Raw genomic sequence first — 21,754 nt, forward strand, 5'->3', positions numbered from 1 at the left:
CACGTCCCGCGTCCCTCGCGGCATCACGTCTGCATTCCTCGCAGAACCCGGTTGACCGCCTCGGCCTCCTCCTCGGCGGAGATCCGGCCGGCGGCCCTGGCCTGCTCGATCTCCTCCAGCCGGCGGCGGACCGCCGCCGGGTCGCGCAGCTCGCGCTCGACCTGCTCCTGCAGCAGCTCGCCCAGCTTGATCACGCCGCGGATCGGGGCGAGCGGGAAGCCGAGGATCATCGTCATCAGGCCCATTCGTCACTCCGGAGGTGTGAAGTCGTAGGGCGCGAGCGGCCCGAGCAGGCGTACCTCGATCCGGTCCCGGACCCGTTCGCCCAGCTCCTCCACCGCCCGGCGCAGGTCGTCCTGCCGCTCGTCCTCCACGAGCAGGGCGACGTAGGCGGCGTCGCGCTCGTGGGTCGGCTCGCGTTCGCTCACCGCCACGCACAGCGGGGCGAGCGCGTCGATCACCTCGCGGGTGTCCTCCTCCCGCTTGGCCGAGATCGCCTGCTCGACGATCTCGCCGAGCCGCATCCGCTCGTTCCGGGTGACCGCCTCGTCCCGGCCGCGGATCGCCTCGCGCAGCCGCGCCGCCTCCTCGTTCTCCGCCAGGATCTCCCGCAGGATCTCCCGCTCCACGTACCGGCCCTTGACGACGTACTCGATCCGCCCCTCCAGCTTGTCGAGGGCGGAGGCGAACTCGTCGTGGTGCGGGGCGAGCAGTTCGTCGGCCACGGCCCCGGGGCCGGTCATCACCGCGCCGAAGCGGAACGGCAGCACGGGCACCTCGGCGGCGGTCTCGTCGAGCAGTCGCTGGTGCGTACGCAGGTCCTCCATCCTGCCGAGCGGCCCGCGCTCCACATCGACCTCGCTCACCAGGGCGGCGATCTTGCCGAAGGTGACCAGCGACACCTCCCCCGGGGGTTCGCCGACGCCGAGCGTGCCCGGGGCTACCTCCACGTCGGCGGGGACGATGCCATACACATAGGACGCTGCCGCCACCTCAGTCCTCCTCTCGCCTGCGGCGCCGGACGCGGGCGCGCTCCTCGGCCTGCTCCGGCCGGAGCTCCTCCGCCTGGAGTTCCTCGGCGGTACCGGTCAGCTCCCGCTCCTGGGGCTCCCGCTCGATCTCCCCCCGCAGGGGTTCGCGCTCGACCTGTTCCGCCGGCGCGCGCTCCTCCATCTCCTCTTCCAGGTGGCTCATCGCCTCGGCGAAGCGCAGGTAGGTGTCCACGCTGGACACCACCACGCGCGCCTCGACCGCGAGCACCTCGATGCCGATGAGGGAGACCCGCGCGTACGCGTCGATCACCAGGCCCTTGTCCAGGATCGTGTCGATGACGTCGGCGAGGCCGCTGGAGGCCGGGCCGCCCGCAGGCTGAACGGTCATGTCCCCGGTCGCCCCCGTCCGCGCGTGCGCACCACGGCCGGCTCGCGACGCCGGCGTACCGGACGTTCCCGAGCCTCCCGAGCGGGACGGCCCTCCGGGGCGCCACCGCCACGCACCGGCGCCTCTTCTTCCTCCTCCTCTTCCTCTTCGTACTCTTCCTCGGGTTCCTCTTCCTCGGCTTCCTCGGCGGCCTCGGGTTCCTCTGCCTCGGCTTCCTCTGCCTCGGCTTCCTCCGGGGCCTCCTCGGCCTCCTCGGCCCCCTTCTCCGCCTCCTCCGCGGGCACCACCTGGCCACCGTGGATCTCGCCACGCCAGCCGTCGTCTTCCACCTCGTCGAGGCGGGGGAGGAGTTCCGACATCACGTGCCGCCGGAAGTGCTTGAGCTCCAGCCGCACCCGACGGCCCTGGGCCCGCCACAGGTTGCCGGTGCGCTCGAACAGGCCCTGCGGGTGGTACTCCAGCACGACCAGCACCCGGGTGAGGTCGGGGGCGAGGGCGTGGAAGGTCACGGCGCCGTCCACGCTGCCCTTCGGGCCCTCGGAGCGCCAGACGATCCGCTTGTCCGGCACCTGCTCGACGATCTTCGCCTTCCAGGTGCGGTGGGACCAGAAGACCTGCGCCTTCCAGTTCAGCGTCTCGTCGGTCTCCTGCTTGACGTGCTCGACCTTCTTCATGAAGGTCGGGAAGTCCTCGAAGCGGGTCCACCGGTTGTAGACGACGTGGACCGGCGCGCCGATGTCGATCGACTCGACGATGTTGGTGACCTTGTGCGGGCCGGTCTTGCCGCCCTTGCCGCCCTTGCCGCGGAACAGCCCCTTCACGGCGCCCTTGATACCGCCGGTCACCCCGCCGACGAGGCCGCCGAGGACGGCGCCCTTGGCCCCTCCCTGGCCGCCGGTCATGGCGGAGACCAGGCCGGTCCCCTCGTTCTCCACGTAGTCGGTCAGGCGGCCGGTCAGGCCGGTCACCTTGTCGGCCGCGCGGCTGAGCATGCGCTCGCCCACGGCCGCGAGCAGGTTCTGCGCCTCATGGGCGAGGCGGTCGGTGGGCAGCTTCGGCAGCGGCGCCTTCTCGGTGACGCGCTCGGCCTGCTCGGTGACGCGCTCGGCCTGCTCCGTGGGCTGCGCGACCATCTCAGTCACCTCCCCGGCTGCTCGGGCGACGGCGGACGGTCACGGGCCGCCTGGTGACGCGCGGCCTCGGCACCTGCTGTTCCTCCTCGCCCTCCGGCTCCCCGCTCTCGCGGCCCTGCCGACTTTGCCGGCCGAGGGCGGTCGCGGCGGTGTCCTTGAGGGTGTCCGCCTTGAGCGGGCCCTTGGCGGTGTCTTTCACCGTGTCTGTCGCGGTGTCTCGGACGGTGCCGGCCGTTCGCTCGGCCGTGTCCTTCGCGGTCCCGGCCGTGTCCGTGGCCGTGTCCTTCGCGGTCCCGGCCGTGTCCGTGGCCGTGTCCTTGACCGTGCCGGCGGCCTCCGCGGCCTGCCTCGCGCCGGGGACGCGGATGGCCTCGGCGCGCTCGTGCAGCTTGTTGCTCAGCGAGTCGATCTGCCTGCTGGTCGCGGCCATGGCCGCCGCCTTGCCGACCTGCATCAGGTCGTTGCGTACGCGGTTGGTGAGCTCATCCAGTTCCGGGGACGAGCCGAGCGCCTTGAGCCCTTGGCGTACCAGTTCGCCCTGGCGGCCGCGCAGCCGGCCGAGCAGCATCGCCGTGCCCAGGGACGCCGCCGCGCGCAGCTTGTGACGTCGGCCGAGGTAGTAGCCGGCGGCGACGGCAAGCCCCACCCGTACTCCCTCTTTCATGATCATCGCCTCCCGTGCCGGATGCGCCGGATACGTGCACCCCGTCCGTCCTGGTGCCCGTAAACCGGATACGGAATCACAAAGCTCTCAATGAGGGAGAAACTTGCCGTGCGGTAAACCCACGATCTACGTCCCGGCGCCGCCCGTCCCGAGACCACGAGCGCCGCCCGTCCCGAGGCCACGAACGCCGCTCGCTATGCGGAAACGACATTGCCCGTTCACGCGACCGAGTGGCGCCTGTCGCCTCGGCGGCCTACGTTCCGGTCAGTCGGTGCGAGATCGGGCGAACCGGAAGGTGGCGGTACGACGATGGATCGTAGGACGGCATTACGGCTCGGCATTGTCGGGGTCGGCGGCGCGGCGTTCTCCGGGGCGCTGTGGGGTGAGGCGTTCGGCGCCGTCGCCCAGCCCGGCCCCAGCCCGTACGGCGGCCTGCTCGCCGCCGACGGCAACGGGATCGAACTGCCCGCCGGGTTCACCAGCCGGGTGATCGCCCGCTCCGGGCAGCGGGTCGCCGGATACACCTGGCACTGGGCGCCCGACGGCGGGGCCTGCTTCCCCGACGGCAGCGGCTGGATCTACGTCTCCAACTCCGAGATCCCGCTGGCCGGCGGGGCCTCGGCGGTGCGGTTCGCGGCCGACGGCTCGATAGTCTCGGCGTACCGCATCCTGTCGGGCACCAACCTCAACTGCGCGGGCGGGGCGACGCCCTGGGGCACCTGGCTGTCCTGCGAGGAGATCGCGCTCGGGCGGGTCTTCGAGACCTGGCCCGGCGGCGGGCGCGCGGGCGAGGAGCGTACGCGGATGGGGCGGTTCAAGCACGAGGCCGCCGCCTGCGACCCGGTGCGGGAGGTCGTCTACCTCACCGAGGACGAGCCCGACGGGTGCTTCTACCGGTTCATCCCCGACACATGGGGCGACCTGCGCACCGGGCGGCTCCAGGTGCTCTGCGCGCCCGCCGGCCAGGTCACCGGCCCGGTCACCTGGGCGGACATCCCCGACCGCGACGGCTTCCCGCTCCCCACCCGCAAGCAGGTCAGCGCCGCCAAGCGCTTCGACGGCGGCGAGGGCTGCTGGTACGACGAGGGGATCTGCTACTTCACCACCAAGGGCGACAACCGGGTCTGGGCGTACGACACCGCGGCCGAGTCGCTGGACCTGGCGTACGACGACTCCTTGGTGACCGGCGGGGCCGCCCCGCTGACCGGGGTGGACAACATCACCGGCGCCCCGAACAGCCGCGACCTGTACGTCGCCGAGGACGGCGGCAACATGGAGATCAACATCATCACCGCGACCGGCGTCGTGGCACCGTTCCTGCGCATCCTCGGCCAGTCGTCCTCGGAGATCACCGGCCCGGCGTTCTCCCCGGACGGCACCAGGCTGTACTTCTCCTCCCAGCGCGGCACCTCGGGCTCCTCCACGGGCAGCGGTGGCATCACCTACGAAGTCACCGGACCCTTCCGCGCCGGGGGTTGACCCGTCCACTATGGTCCCTCGCATGAGCAGTCACTATGACGTGGTGGTCCTGGGCGCGGGGCCGGGGGGTTACACGGCGGCGGTCCGGGCGGCGCAGCTCGGGCTGAAGACGGCGGTCGTCGAGGAGCGCTACTGGGGAGGCGTGTGCCTCAACGTGGGCTGCATCCCCTCCAAGGCGCTGCTGCGCAACGCCGAACTCGCCCACCTCTTCCAGCACGAGGCGAAGACCTTCGGCATCCAGGTGGACGGCAAGGTGACCTTCGACTACGGCGAGGCGTTCAAGCGCAGCCGCAAGGTCGCCGACGGGCGGGTCAAGGGCGTCCACTACCTGATGAAGAAGAACGGCATCACCGAGTACGACGCGCGGGGCACGTTCACCGACCCGCACACGATGTCGCTCAGCAACGGCGAGACGATCACGTTCGGCCACTGCATCATCGCGGCCGGGGCGACCACCAAGCTGCTGCCGGGCACCTCGCTGTCGGAGCGCGTGGTCACCTACGAGGAGCAGATCCTCAGCGACTCGCTGCCCGACAGCATCATCATCGCCGGGGCGGGCGCGATCGGCGTCGAGTTCGCCTACGTCCTGAACAGCTACGGCGTCAAGGTGACGATCGTGGAGTTCCTGGACCGGCTGGTGCCGCTGGAGGACGAGGAGGTCTCGGCCGAGCTGGCCCGCCGCTACAAGCGGCTCGGCATCGAGGTGATGACCTCCACCCGCGTCGAGGGCATCGACGACTCCGGCGACAGCGTACGCGTGACGGTGTCGCGCGGCGACGAGCGGCTCACACTGGAGGCCGACAAGGTGCTCCAGGCCATCGGCTTCCAGCCCCGGGTGGAGGGCTACGGCCTGGAGCGCACCGGCGTGCGGCTGACCGACCGGGGCGCGATCGACGTGGACGGGCGGTGCCGTACCAACGTGCCGCACATCTTCGCCATCGGCGACGTCACCGCCAAGCTGATGCTGGCGCACGCGGCCGAGGCGATGGGCATCATCGCCGCCGAGACCATCGGCGACGCCGAGACGATGGAGCTCGACTACGTGATGATCCCGCGCGCGACCTACTGCCAGCCGCAGATCGCCAGCTTCGGCTTCACCGAGGCGCAGGCCCGCCAGCGCGGCTTCGACGTGCGCGTGCAGAAGTTCCCGTTCACCGCCAACGGCAAGGCCCACGGCCTGGGCGACACGGTGGGCTTCGTGAAGATCCTCAGCGACGGCGCCCACGGCGAGCTCCTCGGCGCCCACCTGATCGGGCCCGAGGTCACCGAACTGCTGCCCGAGCTGACCCTGGCCCAGCAGTGGGACCTCACCGTGCACGAGGTGGCCCGCAACGTACACGCCCACCCGACCCTCGGCGAGGCCGTCAAGGAGGCGATCCACGGCCTGGCCGGCCACATGATCAACATGTGAGGCCGGCCGGGGGCTAGTAGGCCCGGCCGAAGATCACGCGCTTGCCGTACGCGGCGGGCGCGTGGCACCGTACGCACGGCCCGCTGAAGGGCGGGCCGTCGAGCGGTACGCAGCGGGGGGTGGCGCCGGTGCGGGCCTTGATGTCCTCCTCGCAGACCGGGTCGCCGCAGTGGCCGGCCAGGGCCCAGCCGGTGGCGACGGCCTCGGTGAAGGAGTCCCAGTCGCCGGTCTCGCGGGTGTGGTCGTCGCGGAAGGCGGTGGCCCGGCGCAGCAGCAGCGCCTGGAAGTCGTCCAGCACCTCCGGGAGCACGCCGGGGGCGGTGTCCAGCGGGATCGGCTCCTTGCCGTGCTCGGTGAGGCGGCGGGCCATCAGGGCGGTGCGCGCGGCCAGGTCGCGCGGGCCCAGCTCCAGGCGCACCGGGACGCCGCGCATCTCCCAGTCGTTGAACTTGTAGCCGGGCGACAGGTGCGGGCGGTCGTCCACGTGCACCCGTACGCCCGCCGCCCGCAGCCGGATCGCCAGCTCCCGCGCCTCGGCCAGCACCTCCTCGCCGCCGCGTCCGACCGGGACGATCACCACCTGGTACGGCGCGATCCGGGGCGGCAGCACCAGGCCCTTGTCGTCGCCGTGGGTCATGATGACGCCGCCGATCATCCGGGTGGACATGCCCCACGATGTGGTGTGGCACGGTTCGAGCCGGCCCTCGGCGGAGGTGTAGGAGATGTCGAAGGCGCGGGCGAAGTTGGTGCCCATGTAGTGGGAGGTGCCGGCCTGGAGCGCGCGGCCGTCGCGCATCATGCCCTCGATGGTGAACGTGCGCTGCGCCCCGGCGAACCGCTCGCCCGCGGTCTTCTCGCCGGGCACGACCGGCATGGCCGCGATGTCGCGGGCCACCTCCTCGTACAGGCCGAGGGCGAGCATGGTCTCGCGCATCGCGTCGGCCTCGCCGGCGTGCGCGGTGTGGCCCTCCTGCCACAGGAACTCGGTGGTGCGCAGGAACATGCGCGGACGCAGCTCCCAGCGCACCACGTTGGCCCACTGGTTGAGCAACAGCGGCAGGTCGCGGTGGGAGGAGATCCACCTGGACATCATCTCGCCGATGATCGTCTCGGAGGTGGGCCGCACCACCAGCGGCTCCTCCAGCTCCTTGCCGCCGGCGTGGGTGACCACGGCGAGCTCCGGCGAGAACCCCTCGACGTGCTCGGCCTCGCGGCGCAGGTAGCTCTCGGGGATCAGCAGCGGGAAGTAGGCGTTGTCGTGGCCGGTCTCCTTGATGCGCCGGTCCAGCTCGGCCTGGAGCAGCTCCCACAGCCGGTAGCCGTAGGGGCGGATGACCATGGTGCCCTTGGCCGGGCCCCGGTCCACGAGCCCGGCCCGCAGGACCAGCTCGTTGTACCAGGCCGAGAAGTCCTCGCTCTGCGGGGTCACGCTCCGCTCGTCGCGTCCGGCGTCCATGGTGTGAGACTAGTCAGTGGCCACCCCCGCGTTCGAAAGGATTTCCGCCGTGTCCAGCACGGTGCTCTCGGCCACGGTCAGGCCGGTGGCGGCGAGGTGGGCGTCCACGATGCGCAGGCCCACGGGGTAGCCGGCCATGTCGGGCACGCCGACCGGCTCCTGCCCCATGCGGCGGGCGGTGGTGTCGCCGAGGACGTACGCGCCGAACTTGAACATCCCGGTCATGCCGATGTTCTCGGTGATCTTCCGGTACGCCCGGTCCAGCTCCTCCGGGGACAGATCGCGCCCCCAGGGACCCATCGCCTCGGGCCCGGACAGCTCGCGTACGAACGCCTCGGCCAGCCCTTCGGAGATGACGTGCTCGCCGAGCACGACCGTGGCCGGGTTCCACTCCACGTTGCTGTGCCGCACGTTGTGGTGGAACTCGTGCACGGCGCAGTGCGCGATCTTGCCGATGTTCTCCTCGGTGGGCCAGGCGACCAGGTAGAGCCAGCCGGGCGCGCCGCCCATGCCGTAGTAGCCGCCGATGACCTTCATCAGGTGCTCGTCGTCGGGATCGCCGAGGATCAGCATGACCTGCAGCTTCTCGGCGTGCTTGATGCCCGGGACCTTGGCCCGGAGGTGGTCGAGCGCGCCCCGGAGCGCGGTCTCGATCTGGCCGGTGACGTCCGCGTCGATCATGCGGCGCAGCGCCTCGGCGTAGCGGGGGTCGTCGCGGTCCACCCGGAAGCCGCCGGCGAAGTGGTGCATCTGCACCGGGTCGCCCGGCGGCAGCGCCCCGGCCATCGGGGCGAGCATCTCGCGCAGCGCGTCGGCCCGCCGCTCCTGCGGCAGCTCCTGCATCCGCAGCATGGCGGACGGTGTGTCGAGAACGTTGATCTCCATGCCCTCGACCGTAGGGACTCACGTTACGTGAGGCTCAAGCCCGTTTTCCGGACCGCCCGGGGAACGTTCCGCCGGAACGTTCCCCGCCGTGTCGTGCGCTCAGGCGATCAGGTCGTCGAACTCCCCGTCCTTCGCGCCCAGGATGAACGCCGCGATCTCGGCCGGCGTGTAGATGAGCGCGGGACCCTCGGGGTGCCGGGAGTTGCGCATGGCGATGCCACCCTGCGGCAGCGTCGCGACCTCGACGCAGTTGCCGTTGGGGTTGCTGTAGCGACTCTTGCGCCATGAGACCGGCAGCCGGTTGGCGGCGACGCCGTTGGTGATCTCATCCATGCTCTTCTCCCCGGAGACGCGCATGTGCGTACGAATGCACGTGCATTTGCCCTTGCAGTGGCAAGATACGCCATACCGGCGGGCTATACCTTGCTGACTCCGGGATAAGTACCTCCAGGCCGGAACGATCCATGGAAACTACGACAATGGGTACGGCCATGGTCGCGCTAGATGAGGAGAAACGGGCATGAAAGCGGCCCCGTCCATATCGGGCAGGGCCGGGGCGCCGGTGGGAACGTTTCGGTCAGAAGCTGTCGCGGATCTCGGCCAGGAACTTCTTGCTCGCCGCCGCGGTCTCGGCCTGGACGCACAGGCGGTCCATGACCTGGACGTACTTGTCGGTGTCCTCGCGCTTGTCGAGGTAGAGCGCGCTTTCGAGCTGCTCCATGTAGACGACGTCGGGCAGCTCGCGCTCGGCGAAGCGCAGGATGCTGAACGGCCCGCCCGCCGCCGCGTGCCCGCCCCGGGCGAACGGGACGACCTGCACGGTCACGTTGGGCAGCTCGGTCAGCTCGATCAGGCGCTCGATCTGGCGGCGCATCACCTTCGGCCCGCCGATGGGCCGGCGCAGCGCGGCCTCGTCCATCACCGTCCAGACGGTGGGCGGGTTGGGGCCGGTCAGCCGGTCCTGGCGGCGCATGCGCAGCGAGGTGCGCCGGTCGAGCTCCTCGTCGGGGGCGCCGCCGTGCGCCAGCATGATGACCGCACGCGCGTAGTCGCAGGTCTGCAGCAGGCCGGGCACGAACTGGATCTCGTAGGACCTGATCGTGGTCGCGGCCTCCTCCAGGCCGACGTAGACCTCGAACCAGGCCGGGAGCAGGTCGTTGTACTTGTGCCACCAGCCCGGGGTGTTGGCCTGCCGCGCCAGGGCGAGCAGCGGGGCGCGCTCCTCCGGGTCGAGGACCCCGTACAGCGTCAGGAGGTCGGCGACGTCGCGCTCCTTGAAGCTCACCCGGCCGAGCTCCAGACGGCTGATCTTGGCGTGCGAGCCGCGGATCGCGTGTCCGGCGTCCTCGCGGGAGATGCCCTTGGCCACGCGCAGCCTGCGGAGTTGCGTGCCGAGAAGCATTCTGAGAATGGTGGGGCCACCTGAAGAGGGGGGATGGGCGACAGTGCCCTCCGCCGGCTGTCCGATCACGCGTGCTCCCTGCCGAGCCTGCTGAACAATCAATTAGTGTCCCACAACACGGGAATTACGTACAGTACCCTGCATGTGCGGATGCACGTGCAAACGCACCTTTCCAACGGGACTTGCATCCGCACGGTCCTGATGTACTTGCATCAGAATTCGGTCACGGCAAAGATGGTCTTCTGCACGACTTGCCCGGACCGCGCGTAACATCCTTATCGCTCTGGGGACTCCATGACGACACCCGTAGCACGCCGGCAAGCCGCGACGGGGGGACCCCCTCCGGAGTGGCTGCTCACGGCACTGGTCGATGACGGCCATGCCGTGCTCGCCGACCTCGACAGCGGGGACCCGGCGTCCGCCGGCGTCGCCAGGGACTTCACCCGGACGACACTGACGGGGTGGGGCCGGGACGAGAAGGTCTTCGACGCGCAGCTCGTCATCTCCGAGCTGGTCACCAACGCCATCCGCCATGCCGGCGGCCTGGTGCAGGTCCGTCTCTTACGCGACGGTCAGCACGTTGCCTGCGTGGTAACCGATTCAAGCCAGGCGCTCCCGGTCATGACCGAGGACGACGACTGCTTCGCCGAATGCGGACGCGGGCTGCACCTCGTCGAGGCGCTGAGCGCCTGCTGGGGATGCATCGTGACAAAGGACCGGGGCAAGCTCGTCTGGGCCGTACTGAACCCCTGACGCCTCCCGCTGCGGGATGATGTGCGGCATGTGGCACCTTCTGCCCGCCCCGCGGCACGCGGAGGCCGGGACCGGCGCGTACCGGCTCGACGTGGGCGCGGGGATCGGCGGCGATCCCGACGCCGTGGCCGGGCTGCGCACGGCGCTGAGCGTCCTCGATTTGCGCCCTGACGGGCACGCGGCGGTCCGGGCCACCCTCGATCCCGTCCTCGGCCCCGAGGGCTTCACGGTGGCCGTCAGCCCCGAGGGAATCGAGGTGCGGGCGGGAGACCGCGCGGGAGCGTTCTACGCGGGGCAGGCGCTGCGGCAGATGGCGCCGCCCGACGCGTACCGGGCCGTCGCGGTGGGCGGCGGGTGGGACATCCCCTGCGGACGCGTCGAGGACCGTCCCTCGTACGCCTGGCGCGGCGCGATGCTCGACGTCGCCCGGCACTACCTGCCCAAACGCGAGATCCTCCGGATGATCGACATCATGGCGGCGCACCGGCTCAACCGGCTGCACCTCCATCTGGCCGACGACCAGGGCTGGCGGGTGGAGAGCCGGGCGTTCCCCCGCCTGCACGAGGTGGGCTCCCACCGCCCCCGCACCGTGAGCAGCCACTACGGCGAGGAGCTCGCCTACGACGAGGTGCCGCACGGCGGCTACTACACCCTCGCCGACCTGGCCGAGATCGCCGCCTACGCGCACGACCGCGCGATCGCGATCGTGCCCGAGATCGACGTGCCCGGCCACGCCTCCGCGCTGCTGGCCGCCTACCCCGAGTACGGCGCCCCCGGCTCGCCCGCCCGGGTCCTGGACCGCTGGGGCATCTCCACCGCGCTGCTGTCGCCCCTGCCACCCACTGTGACATTTCTCACAGCGATCTTCGAGGAGATCCTTGACGCCACAGGGATCTCCGGCCGGCCGCCGGCGCACGTGCACATCGGCGGCGACGAATGCGTGCTCGACGCGTGGGCCGAGTCGGCGGAGATCACGGCGTACCAGCGGTCACTGGGCCTGGCCACCCCCGCCGAGCTGCACGCGTGGTTCCTGCGCCGCCTCGCCGACCTGCTCGCCGAGCGCGGCAGCCGGGCCGTGGTGTGGGACGAGGCGTTCGTCAGCGGCGCGCTGCGGCCCGACACCATCGTGATGCCCTGGCGCGGCCCCAAAGTAGGCCGCCGCGCCGCCGCGGCCGGGCACGACGTGGTGATGACCCCGGTGTTCCCGCTCTACTTCGACTACGCCGAGGCGGCCTCCGCCGACGAGCCGCGGGCCATCGGCGAGGCCATCACGGTGGCCGACGTCGCCGCCTTCCGCCCGGCGCCCGAATCGTGGACCGACGAGGAGGCCGCCCGGGTTCTCGGCGCCCAGTTCCAGCTCTGGAGCGAGCGCATCCCCGACGGCCGCACCCTCGACTACCGCGCCTGGCCGCGCGGCTGCGCCCTGGCCGAGGTCACCTGGCACGGCCCGTCGCCCGACTTCGCCGCCTGGCTGCCCGCCCACCTGCGCAGGCTCGACGCGTTCGGCGTGGAGTACCGCCCCCTTGACGGCCCCCGCCCCTGGCAGCGCGGCGGCGCGGGCCGGCGCGCCCACCGGCCCGGCGTGATCGACGTGGCCACGGTGACCGCCCGGCTCGACCGCATGACCGAGGCGGCCGACTCCACCCGCCCGTCGATCCTGTGACCACCACAGAGACCACCACAGAGACCACCACGGACGCGGCGACGCCGCGCGCTGCCGCATGCGGGGCGCGGCGCTCACCGGCTCATGCCGGGTGGCGGCGCTCACCGGCCGCTGGCGGCGTTCACCGGCCCCGGGCGGCGCCTCACCGGCCCCGAGCGGCGCCCTGCGGGCTCGTACGGCCGATGATCTCGGCCACCGACGACGCGCCGTGGCGGCGCAGCCGCCGGGCGAGCTGCCGGTGGATGCGCGAGGCCCACAGCGGCCCCTCGTAGATCATGCCGGTGTAGCCCTGCACCAGGGTCGCCCCCGCGAGCAGGCGCTCCCACACGTCGTCCACGTCCTCGACGCCGCCCACCGAGACCAGCGTGAGCCGGTCGCCCACCCGGGCGCGCAGCCGGCGCAGCACCTCGATCGAGCGCTCCTTGAGCGGACGCCCGGACAGGCCGCCCGCCTCCCGCACCTCCACGCCCGGCGGCCGGGTGATCGTGGTGTTGGTCGCGATGATGCCGTCGAGCCCCAGCTCCAGCGCGAGGTCGGCCACCGCGTCGATGTCGGCGTCGGCCAGGTCGGGGGCGATCTTCACCAGCAGCGGGGTGCGCCGCGTCGTGCCCTCGGTCACCTGCCGCACGCTTTCGAGCAGCGGGCGCAGCAGCTCCACCGCCTGGAGGTCGCGCAGGCCCGGGGTGTTGGGCGAGCTGACGTTGACCACCAGGTAGTCGGCGAGCGGGGCCAGCTCCTTCGCACTGGCCACGTAGTCGGCGACCGCCTCGGCCTCGGGCACCACCTTGGTCTTGCCGATGTTGACCCCGACCACCACCGGCACGCCGCGCGGCCGGCGCAGCCTGCGCGCCGCCGCGGGGGCGCCCGCGTTGTTGAAGCCCATCCGGTTGATGATCGCCCGCTCCCGGATCAGCCGGAACAGCCGCGGGCGCGGGTTGCCCGGCTGCGCGTGCGCGGTGACCGTACCGACCTCGACGTGGCCGAACCCGAGCGCGCCCAGCGCCGGGACGCAGCGCGCGTCCTTGTCGAAGCCGGCCGCCAGCCCGAACGGCCCGGGGAAGTGCACCCCGAACGCCGTCACCCGCAGGATCGGGTCGTGCGGCGCGAGCAGCCGGTAGGCGAGCCGGCGCGCGGGCGGCACCGCCGAGAGCACCCGCAGCGCGCCCAGCGCGAGATGGTGGGCCTCCTCGGCGTCGCGGCGCGCGAGTATCTGGGAGAACACGAAGCGATACATCAGCCGCCACACTACCGCCGCGCCCGGCGGCCCTCAGCTCAGGTCAGGTAGTTCGCCACGCCCTCGGCGAGCGACCGGGCGATCTTCTGGCGGAAGGACGCGCTGCGGAACTTGGCCGCCTCGCCCGGATTGCGCATGTTGCCGCACTCGATGAACACCTTGGGCACCGTGGACAGGTTGAGCCCGCCCAGGTCGTCGCGGAAGTCGAGCGCCTTGTCGCCGATGTAGGTCGAGTACGGCAGCCCGGTGCCGTCGCGGAAGGCGTCGCGCACGTCGATGCCGAGCCTGCGCGAGGCCCCGACCACCTTGTCCACCGGCCCGTTGATCTTCTTGGGCATGATGACGTGGAAGCCGCGGTCGCTCGGCCTGGCGCCGTCGGCGTGCACCGAGATCGCGGCGTCGGCCTTGGCCCTGTTGCCGATCGCCGCGCGCTCGGTGATGCACGGCCCCACGCCGGAGTTGTCGGACCGGGTGAGCTTCACCGTGGCGCCCTGCGCCCGCAGGAGCTTGGCCAGCCGCTGCGAGACGTCCCAGGTGAAGGCGGCCTCGGAGTAGCCGTCGCCGGTCGAGGTGCCGGTCGTGTCGCACGGCTTGCGCTTGGTGAGCACGTTCACCGGCCGGTTGATCACGTCGGGCCGCTTGTAGTTCAGGCCGTTGTGCCCCGGATCGATCACCACGACCTTGCCCGCGAGCGGCTTGGCGGCGGTGTCGCCATCGCGCCCCGCGCCATCGCGCCCCGCGCCATCGCGCCCCGCGCCATCGCTTCCCGCGCCCGAGCCGGGCTGCGGCGCGGCCGGCTCGGCCGGGGACGTGCGCTCGGCGGCGTCCACGCCCTGCGCCTCGGGACCGCCCCGGGTGGCGGACGGGGGCGCCGTGGCGGCGCCGTTCGCCGTGCCTCCGCAGGCGGTGGCCGTCAGCCCGCCCAGCGCGAGCAACGCCGCCGCGACCGCTCGACTCTTCACTGCGTCCCCCTCGAAACCATCGACCCGTGGAAGCGTCAGCTACCCAACTTACGTGGCCTGATGAGGTGAACGTGGCCTAACGCCCCGATCCGGGGCCCGGATGCGGCTATCCGCCGACGCGCTCGCCGACCTCCTGCTTCTGCCGGTGCAGCAGAGCGGCCAGCTCGTGCGCGTCCTCGGCGTCGAGGCCGAGCACCACCCGCGGGCGCCCCCAGGGGTGGTCGATGGAGTGGGCGACGTAGCTGGCCACCGACTCGGCCAGGCTCTCGCCCTCCCGGCCCCGGGCCGTACGCCAAAGGCTCCAGGCCCGTTCGAGCTCCGCCGCCGCGCGCTGGGCGCAGGACACCAGTTCTGGATCACGCATACTGTGACACCCCCCGGTCAGACGGCGACCGTTCACCCGGCGGGCACGCTGGCGCCCCTCCTCGCTGCCTCCGTGACAAGCGAGCGGTCCGGTCCCCGGGACACCGGGGATTCCGGCCGGGCGGCCCGCAGGGGGTCGTCGTCACCGTCCGAGTGAACACCAGGGGTGCCGGGCCGCTCACCGGGATTACCCAGCCTTGGCCATCTCCGGAGACGCCCCCGACCCGTCGCGGTCGCGGCCGGGGGCGACGGCGGGTCACGCGGACGCGGCGGGGCCGGTGCTGCGGCGTACGACGAGCTTGGGCGTCACCTGACGGCGGCGCGCGCTCTTGCCCGGATCGCCGATGCGGTCGCTGAGCAGCGCCGCCGCCGATCGGCCCATGGCACGGCGCGGCTGGTCCACCGTGGTGAGGGAGATGTGGTGCACCCCGGACAGGTGGGTGTTGTCGTAGCCGATCACCGACAGGTCTTCGGGCACCCGCAGGCCCAGTTCGCTGGCCGCGGCGAGCACGCCGAGGGCCACCATGTCGTTCGCGGCGAAGATCGCGGTCGGGCGCGGGTCGCGGCCGAGCAGGCTCGCCGCCGCCTGCCTGCCGCCCTCCTCGGTGGAGTCGCCGTGCTCGACCATGATGTACGGCGCGAGCGCGTGCCTGCGCATCGCCACGAGGTACCCCTCGCACCGGTACCTGGCCGACGACGACCGCGCGCCCTCGATGTGCGCGATCCGGCGGTGCCCGAGCTGGACCAGGTGGTCCACCGCGAGCCGCGCGCCCATCTCGTCGTCGTCCACGACGATGTCCACGCCCTCCAGGTCGGTGTCACGCTCCCCGACGACCACGGTCGGCGTGTACGAGGTGGCCTCCACCAGCGTGTCGCTGGTCGGCGCGATGCCGAGCAGCACCAGGCCGTCCACGCGGAGTTCGAGGAACGCCTCCACGGCCTCGTCCTCCAGCGCCGGCTCCCACTGGCTGTTGCCGATCAGCAGGCGCAGCCCGTCGCCGTGCAGGCTCTCCTGGAGCCCGTCCAGGAACTCGGCGTAGAACGGGTTGTGCAGGTCCGCGACGAGCGCGCCGACGAGGTGCGTCCTGCCCTCGACCAGGCTGCGCGCGACCGCGTTGGGCCGGTAGCCGAGCTCTCTCGCCGCTTGCAGCACGGCCTGCCGCCGGTGCTCGCTGACATGCGGCGAGCCGCGTAACACCAGGGAGACCAGCGATTTGGAGACACCGGCTCGCTCGGCGACGTTTCGGATGGTGGGCCGGGGACGCGGGCCGTAGGCGTCGGACGTGACGGCCTCGGCCACATCCCGGGCACGGGCGGTGGTGGTGTTGACGGGCGGTCCTGACATGTGTCTCCCCGCGAGGCGTGGATGGGCACCTGCCACACCAAACGATCGAGATCCGCACAGGGTACGGCCCAGTTCGGCAGAACCCGGGTTTTCAGCCGGTCTGACCGCGCGGGCGCGACGCGGCGTATCCGATCATCAGCAGCGCGTCGCGCGGCCGTACGCGGCGGCTCCCCGCGGTCGCGCTAAGTGATCACCACGTTGGGGCTGCCACGCACCGGCTAGTGTCTGGGTTGTGGCTCCGACTTCCGAAGCCGCCGAGCGGGACGGCCCGATGTCCGCCGGCGCCCGGCCTGCGCGCCGCAGGCTCAGCGTCGATCGGCGTCGCGAGGAACTCATGGCGGCGGCACTCGAACTGTTCAGCAAACGCGACGCCGAGGACGTCTCCATCGACGACGTGGCCACCGCGGCCGGCGCCTCCCGCGCCCTGGTCTACCACTACTTCGGCGGCAAGCAGGAACTCTACGTCGCCGCCCTGAAGAGTGCCGCCGCCCAGCTAGAAGAGCGCCTACGCCCCCAGGACTCCCCCCAGGCCCCCCGCCGCCCCCTCGACGAACTGGCCGCCGGCCTGTCCCGCTACTTCGACTTCGTCGAGGAACACGCCGCCGGCTTCGCCGCCCTCCTCCGCGGCGGCCCCGCGAACCGCAGCGGCGAAGTGGGCGAGATCGTCGATGGCGTACGCAGGCGCCTGTTCCGCCTGATCGTCAAGCAGATGCGCGTCCCGGAGCCCACCCCGGCCCTACGCGTCACCCTGAGATCCTGGATCGCGTCGGTGGAGACAGCGGGCCTGGACTGGCTGGAACACCGCGACATGGACCGAGCCACCCTGGAACAGCTGCTCGTCGCCCAAATGATCGCCCTCCTCCGCGCCGCCACCACCCACACCCCCGAAGCCACCGAGATCCTCACCACCCTGATCCCCGACCCCCCATCCCCCTGACGCCCCTTCGTCCACACCCCAGCGTCGGCATCGTGGTGCAGGTGAAACGGCCCAGCACGCCCGCGCCGTCGATGCGTCCGCGGGCCCGCCCGGCCTACCGGCGCGGTCGTCAACCTTCCTCAGGGGCACTGCGGCCGGCTCACCCCACCCGGCCGGTCATACCCACCGTCTCCGGTACACCGGGCGCCGGGCCGGGGGCAGGCGGTGTGTGAGGGGGGATCGCGGATGCGTTCGCGGCACGCCCGTCAGACTGGCGCGGTCGTCAGCCTTCCTCAGGGGCATGGCGCTCGGCCCGCTCCACCCGGCGGGGCATGTCCACCGTCTCCGGCGCACCGTCGCCGGGCTTTGTGGCAGGCGGTGTGTGAGGGGGCCGGGATCGCCACATGCCTTGCAGTCTGGTGGCTGCGAGGTGCTTCGCGGTGTGGCGGCTGTGCGGTGCTTGGGGGTGTGGCGGCTGTGCGGCGTCGGCGGTGTGGCGGCTGTGCGGCGTCGGCGGTGTGGCGGTTGCGGGGCGCTGGCGGTGTAGCGCCGCGAGGCGCTTGGTCGTGTGCGCCTACCGGACGCCTGGCCCTCTCGCGCCCGCGTGGCACCTGACGCGCCGTCTCGTGCTCGCGCGGCACCTGACCCGCCGTCTCGCGTTGGCGTCGTGCCTGACGCGCCCCCTGGTGCCGCCTCCGGGGCGCGCGGCATCTGGTGCTGTGTCGCGTGCCACGTAGGGGCAGGTGCGATGCTTGCCCGCGCGGGTTCTGGTGGGGGCGGCCAGGAATCCGGAAACTCGCGCGCGTCGGGTCACGCACCCCTCGGCGGCTCTGGTGTGGGTATCGCGTGCGCGTGACGGCCTGTGTTCGTGCCTGCGCCTGCCGCTCTGGCCGGGCTGTATTCCGGCCCCGCCACGGCGCCCGCCTGCACTGCGTGCGCCCCGTCGCGCCCACGTGAGCCACGTGCGGTGGGGTGGGGCGGGTGCGGCCCTTCGCCGCCCGCGCCCGCGTGCCCCGTGGGCTGCCTCTGCCAGGTGCGTCCCGTGCGCCCCTCTGCGCCGGGCGCCTGTGCGCCTGTGCACCGGGGCCCCTGTGCGCCGCGTGTCCCGTGCCGCGGTCCCGTCCGCGCGCCTGGGCTGCGTGTGCGCCTGGGCTGGGTGGCCCGCCTGCGCGGGGCCTGCCTGGGCTGGGTGGCCCGCCTGCGCTGGGTGCCGTCACAGTCTGTGCCCGGGGCTCAGTGCGTGGCCGTGTACGCACGCGCGTCACACTCTGTGTCCGCCTGGGCTCCGGCCGGACGACGTCGGCCGGAGGGGGCCCGCCCGGTGTGCGCTGGGCGGCTCGGGGAGAGCCGGGACGGGCGGGCGGCTAGGGTGTCATGCTCGGTGTGACGTCGGCCGGAGGGGTGGTGGGGACCTTGGGGGCGATATGGCGCGCGTTCGGCCGGGCGCCGGGCGGGCGGCGCCTGGGTCCGCGGCCGGCGCGCTCACATCGATGGAGATGACGCGAGCGCGCCGAAATCCCCCCTGGTCGAGATGGTCCCCAACCTATTCGGAGCGCTGCTGTGGGATGCCCGCGAGCAGCGCCCGGACCTCGGTCTCGCGGTATCGCCTGTGACCGCCGAGGGTTCTGATCGACGTCAACTTGCCCGCCTTGGCCCACCGCGTGACGGTCTTGGGGTCTACGCGGAACATGGTGGCGACCTCTGCGGGCGTGAGCAATGGCTCGGCCTCGGGTGTACGAGCTGACATTTGTGCGGCCTCTCCTCCGTGGTGGACCGGCGAGCGATCCTGCGACTGCTGTTGCGCTTGCGTCACGGATGTCCCCTTATGGCCCTTCGCGTGCGGCTTTTCCAGGCCATATGCGGCATCACCCGATGTGACCATACAGCCACGTAGAGCGATTGGCGAGTCCTTCTAGGGCCCAACTCCATGTCCACGTGGTGATGTCACGCTCGGTGATTCTAGCGACACGTTTCGTGGTATCGCAGTGAAAACGGCAAACTACTCAGTTCGCAGAAGCGCGCCGGGGGCTCACCTGACCAACCGATGCAGGTCAGAGGGATGATTTGGGGCTCAGTTGGCAGATTCCAGGAGCTGTATCGACTTCCACCTGAGGATCACCCTCTGATACATGGCGAACGCAAGTTCTTGCTGACCCGTCTCTAAACCGGTCAGAGCCGCCGCCAGCTCCGCCACCGACTGGTCGGAGCGCAGGGTCTCGTCGTCCATCAGGTGCACCAGGCCGCCGTAGTCGAGCTCGACCAGGGAGTGGGGATGGAACTCCTCCAGCCACCGGGCCACCTGCTCGACCTCGGCCGCGGTCGCCACCTCGCCGGCGTAGCGGCGGATCACCGACAGTGCGCGGGCCGCCCGCTTGCGCGCCTGGCCCATGGAGGTGACGTACAGGAGGTTGCGCATGGGCGCGGTGGTGGTGGAGCCGGGCTCCTGGGGGCCGGTGGGGGGCTGGTCGGCGCCGTTGCCCCCGGCGGGGCCGGGCTTGCCGTCGGCGCCCTTGCCGTCGAGCACGAGCCAGCGCTCGGCGGCGTCGAAGGGCACGAACCAGGCCGTGGGCACGTGCCAGGTGGTGGTGTGGATGTAGGTGCGCAGCGCCGCCGAGCCGCCGCGCTGCTTGTAGCGGTCGAAGTCGTCGGCGGTCTGCTCCACGATCGCCTTGGGCAGGAACCGGTCCATCACCTTGAGCGGGGTCGTGCCGCGCAGGCGGGAGAAGGCCAGCCAGGAGCGCAGCCTGCTCTGCCACGGGCAGACGTACAGCACGTCGTCCACCCGGCGCAGGTAGGCGTTGGGCGACTCCTGGGCGGGAGCGGGCAGGGGCGGGATGCTCAGCAGTCGGCGGACCGACTCGCCGTGCTCGGCCTGCAGCGCGGTGGCGCGGCGCGGCCGGTCACGGGAGGCCGCATAGGCGGTCCAGATCTTTCGCTCTTGCTCGGAGAACGCGCTGAGCGGCTCGTAGACGCGAAGGTACGCGGCATAGGGCAGCACGATGGCATCGTGTCATGAAGGACCCTCTGTTGTCCGGTCTCACCGGCTCGCTTGTGGATACGCTGAGAGTGATCTCCCGCCGCGCAAGGAGCGGCGGACCGGACCGGGAGTCACCACAGTGACCGACGTCTTCGGGCTGTCCCACAAGGACACGGGCCCTGTGACAGGCAACGATGTCAGCACCGCCGGCAGCGCCGGCACCTCCGGCACGCAGGGCGTGCACGAGCAGGTCGTCTTCTGTGCCGACGAGCACAGCGGCCTGCGCGCCATCATCGCGATCTACAGCACCGCCCTCGGCCCGAGCCTCGGGGGCACCAGGTTCTACCCGTACGCGAGCGAGCAGGCGGCCCTCGCGGATGTGCTCAATCTCTCACGGGCGATGGCCTACAAGAACGCGCTGGCCGGCCTCGACCACGGGGGCGGCAAGGCCGTGATCATCGGCGACCCCTCCCGTGACAAGACCGAGGCGCTGCTGCGGGCGTACGGCAGGTTCGTGCAGTCACTGGGCGGGCGCTACCTCACCGCCTGCGACGTGGGCACCTACAGCGAGGACATGGACGTCATCGCCAGGGAGAGCCGGTACGTCACCGGCCGCACCGTGGCGAACGGCGGCGCGGGCGACTCCTCGATCCTCACCGCGTACGGCGTCTTCCAGGGCATGCGGGCCGCCGCCGAGCACGTCTACGGCACCCCGTCGCTGCGCGGGCGCAGGGTCGGCGTCGAGGGCGTGGGCAAGGTCGGCCACCGCCTGGTGGACCACCTGGTCGAGGACGGCGCCGAGGTGGTGGTCTGCGACGTGAACGAGCAGGCGGTCGAGCGCGTACGCCGCCGCCACCCGCAGGTGGCGGCCGTGGCCGGCCGCGCCGAGCTGATCGCCGAGCCGATCGACGTGTTCGCGCCCTGCGCGCTGGGCGGCTCGCTCGACGACGACACCGTGGCCGGCATGAACGCCCGGATCGTGTGCGGGGGCGCGAACAACCAGCTCGCGCACGCCGGCGTCGAGAAGCAGCTCGCCGACCGCGGCATCCTCTACGCCCCCGACTACGTCGTCAACTCCGGCGGAGTGATCCAGGTCGCCGACGAGATCCACGGGTTCAACATGGATCGGGCCAGGGCAAAAGCGGCCCAGATCTACGACACGACTCTCAAGATTTTCCGGATCGCGGCGGAGGAGGGGGTTCCGCCCGCGGTCGCAGCCGATAGGCTGGCAGAGCGCAGAATGTCGGAAGTCGGGCGGATTAGGGCCATTTGGTTGGGCCAATGACGGCCCACGCCCATACGGCGTACCGAGCTGGGCGCAAAACAGGTACGGTAATAGGCGAACGAGTGAGCTGACGCCGGAAGTCAGGTGGCGTCAGTGCGTGATGCGTTAGCGACGAGGGGTCGGGCACGACCCCGCATGAGGGGGTCGAGCCGATGGGGCGCGGCCGAGCCAAGGCCAAGCAGGTGAAGGTTGCTCGCCAGTTGAAGTACAACAGCGGCGGCACCGATCTTGATCGTCTTCGCGAGGAGCTCGGAGTCAGCCATGACTCCAACCACCACGACGACGATGCTTACGACTCAACCGATGAGCTGGCCGATCGGTATGCCGATTACGCCGACGACTACGGTGACGACGACCGGGACGACCGGCAGTCTCGCCGCAGCTAGGTGATCCTTTAGCAGTTCGACACACAAGAGAAGACACCCGGTGGGCATCACGCCACCGGG

The 21,754-nt window shown here is 71.6% G+C and carries 22 protein-coding genes; 7 read left to right on the plus strand and 15 right to left on the minus strand.

The features are described from left to right. Positions 1 to 23: 23 nt before the first annotated feature. Genes HNP84_RS41035 through HNP84_RS41055 form a run of 5 tightly spaced genes read right to left on the minus strand, consistent with a single transcriptional unit; the run spans position 24 to position 3,159 of the window. On the minus strand, positions 24 to 236 hold the full coding sequence (locus tag HNP84_RS41035) for a gas vesicle protein GvpG (protein ID WP_246519311.1): 213 nt from the start codon (positions 234 to 236) through the stop codon (positions 24 to 26). 12 nt (positions 237 to 248) lie between these two features. After that, the gene (locus HNP84_RS41040; protein ID WP_185055474.1) at positions 249 to 992 is read right to left on the minus strand and encodes a GvpL/GvpF family gas vesicle protein; all 744 of its coding nucleotides are present in this window, start codon (positions 990 to 992) and stop codon (positions 249 to 251) included. Between the two features lies 1 nt (position 993). Beyond that, entirely contained in the window at positions 994 to 1,380 is a 387-nt protein-coding gene (gene gvpJ / locus HNP84_RS41045) for a gas vesicle protein GvpJ (RefSeq protein ID WP_185055475.1), read from the minus strand. Continuing rightward, a complete protein-coding gene (locus HNP84_RS55560) occupies positions 1,377 to 2,513 on the minus strand; it encodes an SRPBCC family protein (RefSeq protein WP_185055541.1) in 1,137 nt (378 codons plus the stop codon). Before HNP84_RS55560 ends, gvpJ begins: the two co-directional genes overlap by 4 nt. A 1-nt stretch (position 2,514) precedes the next feature. Next, a complete protein-coding gene (locus HNP84_RS41055; protein WP_221337375.1) occupies positions 2,515 to 3,159 on the minus strand; it encodes a hypothetical protein in 645 nt (214 codons plus the stop codon). A 327-nt stretch (positions 3,160 to 3,486) separates the two neighbouring features. Between HNP84_RS41055 and HNP84_RS41060 the strand changes: the two genes are divergently transcribed. Continuing rightward, positions 3,487 to 4,656: an alkaline phosphatase PhoX gene (locus tag HNP84_RS41060; RefSeq protein WP_185055477.1), complete on the plus strand. Its 1,170-nt coding sequence runs from the start codon at positions 3,487 to 3,489 to the stop codon at positions 4,654 to 4,656. 22 nt (positions 4,657 to 4,678) lie between these two features. Beyond that, positions 4,679 to 6,067, plus strand: coding sequence for a dihydrolipoyl dehydrogenase (gene lpdA, locus HNP84_RS41065; protein WP_185055478.1), 1,389 nt, complete (start codon positions 4,679 to 4,681; stop codon positions 6,065 to 6,067). A 13-nt stretch (positions 6,068 to 6,080) separates the two neighbouring features. On the opposite strand, the gene proS is transcribed toward lpdA, so the two are convergent. The 4 genes from proS to HNP84_RS41085 form a co-directional block, all read right to left on the minus strand. Continuing rightward, positions 6,081 to 7,523, minus strand: a complete 1,443-nt coding sequence (gene proS, locus HNP84_RS41070; RefSeq protein ID WP_185055479.1) for a proline--tRNA ligase — start codon at positions 7,521 to 7,523, stop codon at positions 6,081 to 6,083. Positions 7,524 to 7,532: 9 nt separating this feature from the next. Then, entirely contained in the window at positions 7,533 to 8,408 is an 876-nt protein-coding gene (locus HNP84_RS41075; RefSeq protein WP_185055480.1) for a DUF2268 domain-containing putative Zn-dependent protease, read from the minus strand. Positions 8,409 to 8,507: 99 nt separating this feature from the next. After that, a complete protein-coding gene (locus HNP84_RS41080; RefSeq protein ID WP_185055481.1) occupies positions 8,508 to 8,741 on the minus strand; it encodes a DUF397 domain-containing protein in 234 nt (77 codons plus the stop codon). Between the two features lie 244 nt (positions 8,742 to 8,985). Further along, positions 8,986 to 9,876 (minus strand): Sco1979 family transcriptional regulator, encoded by an 891-nt coding sequence (locus tag HNP84_RS41085; RefSeq protein WP_512700971.1) that lies wholly within the window; start codon positions 9,874 to 9,876, stop codon positions 8,986 to 8,988. A 228-nt stretch (positions 9,877 to 10,104) separates the two neighbouring features. Between HNP84_RS41085 and HNP84_RS41090 the strand changes: the two genes are divergently transcribed. Both HNP84_RS41090 and HNP84_RS41095 read left to right on the plus strand, forming a co-directional pair. Beyond that, positions 10,105 to 10,563 (plus strand): ATP-binding protein, encoded by a 459-nt coding sequence (locus tag HNP84_RS41090; RefSeq protein ID WP_185055483.1) that lies wholly within the window; start codon positions 10,105 to 10,107, stop codon positions 10,561 to 10,563. A gap of 28 nt (positions 10,564 to 10,591) precedes the next feature. Beyond that, the gene (locus HNP84_RS41095) at positions 10,592 to 12,226 is read left to right on the plus strand and encodes a beta-N-acetylhexosaminidase (protein WP_185055484.1); all 1,635 of its coding nucleotides are present in this window, start codon (positions 10,592 to 10,594) and stop codon (positions 12,224 to 12,226) included. A gap of 142 nt (positions 12,227 to 12,368) precedes the next feature. Here HNP84_RS41095 and HNP84_RS41100 read toward each other — a convergent pair whose 3' ends face one another. The 4 genes from HNP84_RS41100 to HNP84_RS41115 form a co-directional block, all read right to left on the minus strand. Continuing rightward, positions 12,369 to 13,460 carry a quinone-dependent dihydroorotate dehydrogenase gene (locus HNP84_RS41100; protein WP_185055485.1) on the minus strand — a complete coding sequence of 364 codons (1,092 nt, stop codon included), beginning with the start codon at positions 13,458 to 13,460 and terminating at the stop codon, positions 12,369 to 12,371. 38 nt (positions 13,461 to 13,498) lie between these two features. Then, positions 13,499 to 14,422, minus strand: coding sequence for an N-acetylmuramoyl-L-alanine amidase (locus HNP84_RS41105; RefSeq protein ID WP_185055486.1), 924 nt, complete (start codon positions 14,420 to 14,422; stop codon positions 13,499 to 13,501). 106 nt (positions 14,423 to 14,528) lie between these two features. Next, entirely contained in the window at positions 14,529 to 14,786 is a 258-nt protein-coding gene (locus HNP84_RS41110) for a hypothetical protein (protein WP_185055487.1), read from the minus strand. 255 nt (positions 14,787 to 15,041) lie between these two features. Continuing rightward, the gene (locus tag HNP84_RS41115; protein ID WP_185055488.1) at positions 15,042 to 16,130 is read right to left on the minus strand and encodes a LacI family DNA-binding transcriptional regulator; all 1,089 of its coding nucleotides are present in this window, start codon (positions 16,128 to 16,130) and stop codon (positions 15,042 to 15,044) included. Positions 16,131 to 16,362: 232 nt separating this feature from the next. Between HNP84_RS41115 and HNP84_RS41120 the strand changes: the two genes are divergently transcribed. Next, entirely contained in the window at positions 16,363 to 17,067 is a 705-nt protein-coding gene (locus HNP84_RS41120; protein WP_312926856.1) for a TetR/AcrR family transcriptional regulator, read from the plus strand. A 1,522-nt stretch (positions 17,068 to 18,589) separates the two neighbouring features. Here HNP84_RS41120 and bldC read toward each other — a convergent pair. Next, positions 18,590 to 18,793 (minus strand): developmental transcriptional regulator BldC, encoded by a 204-nt coding sequence (gene bldC / locus HNP84_RS41125; protein WP_013133571.1) that lies wholly within the window; start codon positions 18,791 to 18,793, stop codon positions 18,590 to 18,592. A gap of 324 nt (positions 18,794 to 19,117) precedes the next feature. Further along, the gene (locus HNP84_RS41130) at positions 19,118 to 20,044 is read right to left on the minus strand and encodes a DUF8083 family protein (RefSeq protein WP_185055489.1); all 927 of its coding nucleotides are present in this window, start codon (positions 20,042 to 20,044) and stop codon (positions 19,118 to 19,120) included. 118 nt (positions 20,045 to 20,162) lie between these two features. Between HNP84_RS41130 and HNP84_RS41135 the strand changes: the two genes are divergently transcribed. Together HNP84_RS41135 and HNP84_RS41140 are read left to right on the plus strand one after the other, a co-directional pair. Then, positions 20,163 to 21,308, plus strand: a complete 1,146-nt coding sequence (locus tag HNP84_RS41135; protein ID WP_185055490.1) for a Leu/Phe/Val dehydrogenase — start codon at positions 20,163 to 20,165, stop codon at positions 21,306 to 21,308. Between the two features lie 152 nt (positions 21,309 to 21,460). Then, positions 21,461 to 21,694 (plus strand): DUF3073 domain-containing protein, encoded by a 234-nt coding sequence (locus HNP84_RS41140; RefSeq protein WP_185055491.1) that lies wholly within the window; start codon positions 21,461 to 21,463, stop codon positions 21,692 to 21,694. Positions 21,695 to 21,754: the final 60 nt, after the last annotated feature.

It is taken from the genome of Thermocatellispora tengchongensis (assembly GCF_014202315.1).
Taxonomy (GTDB): domain Bacteria; phylum Actinomycetota; class Actinomycetes; order Streptosporangiales; family Streptosporangiaceae; genus Thermocatellispora; species Thermocatellispora tengchongensis.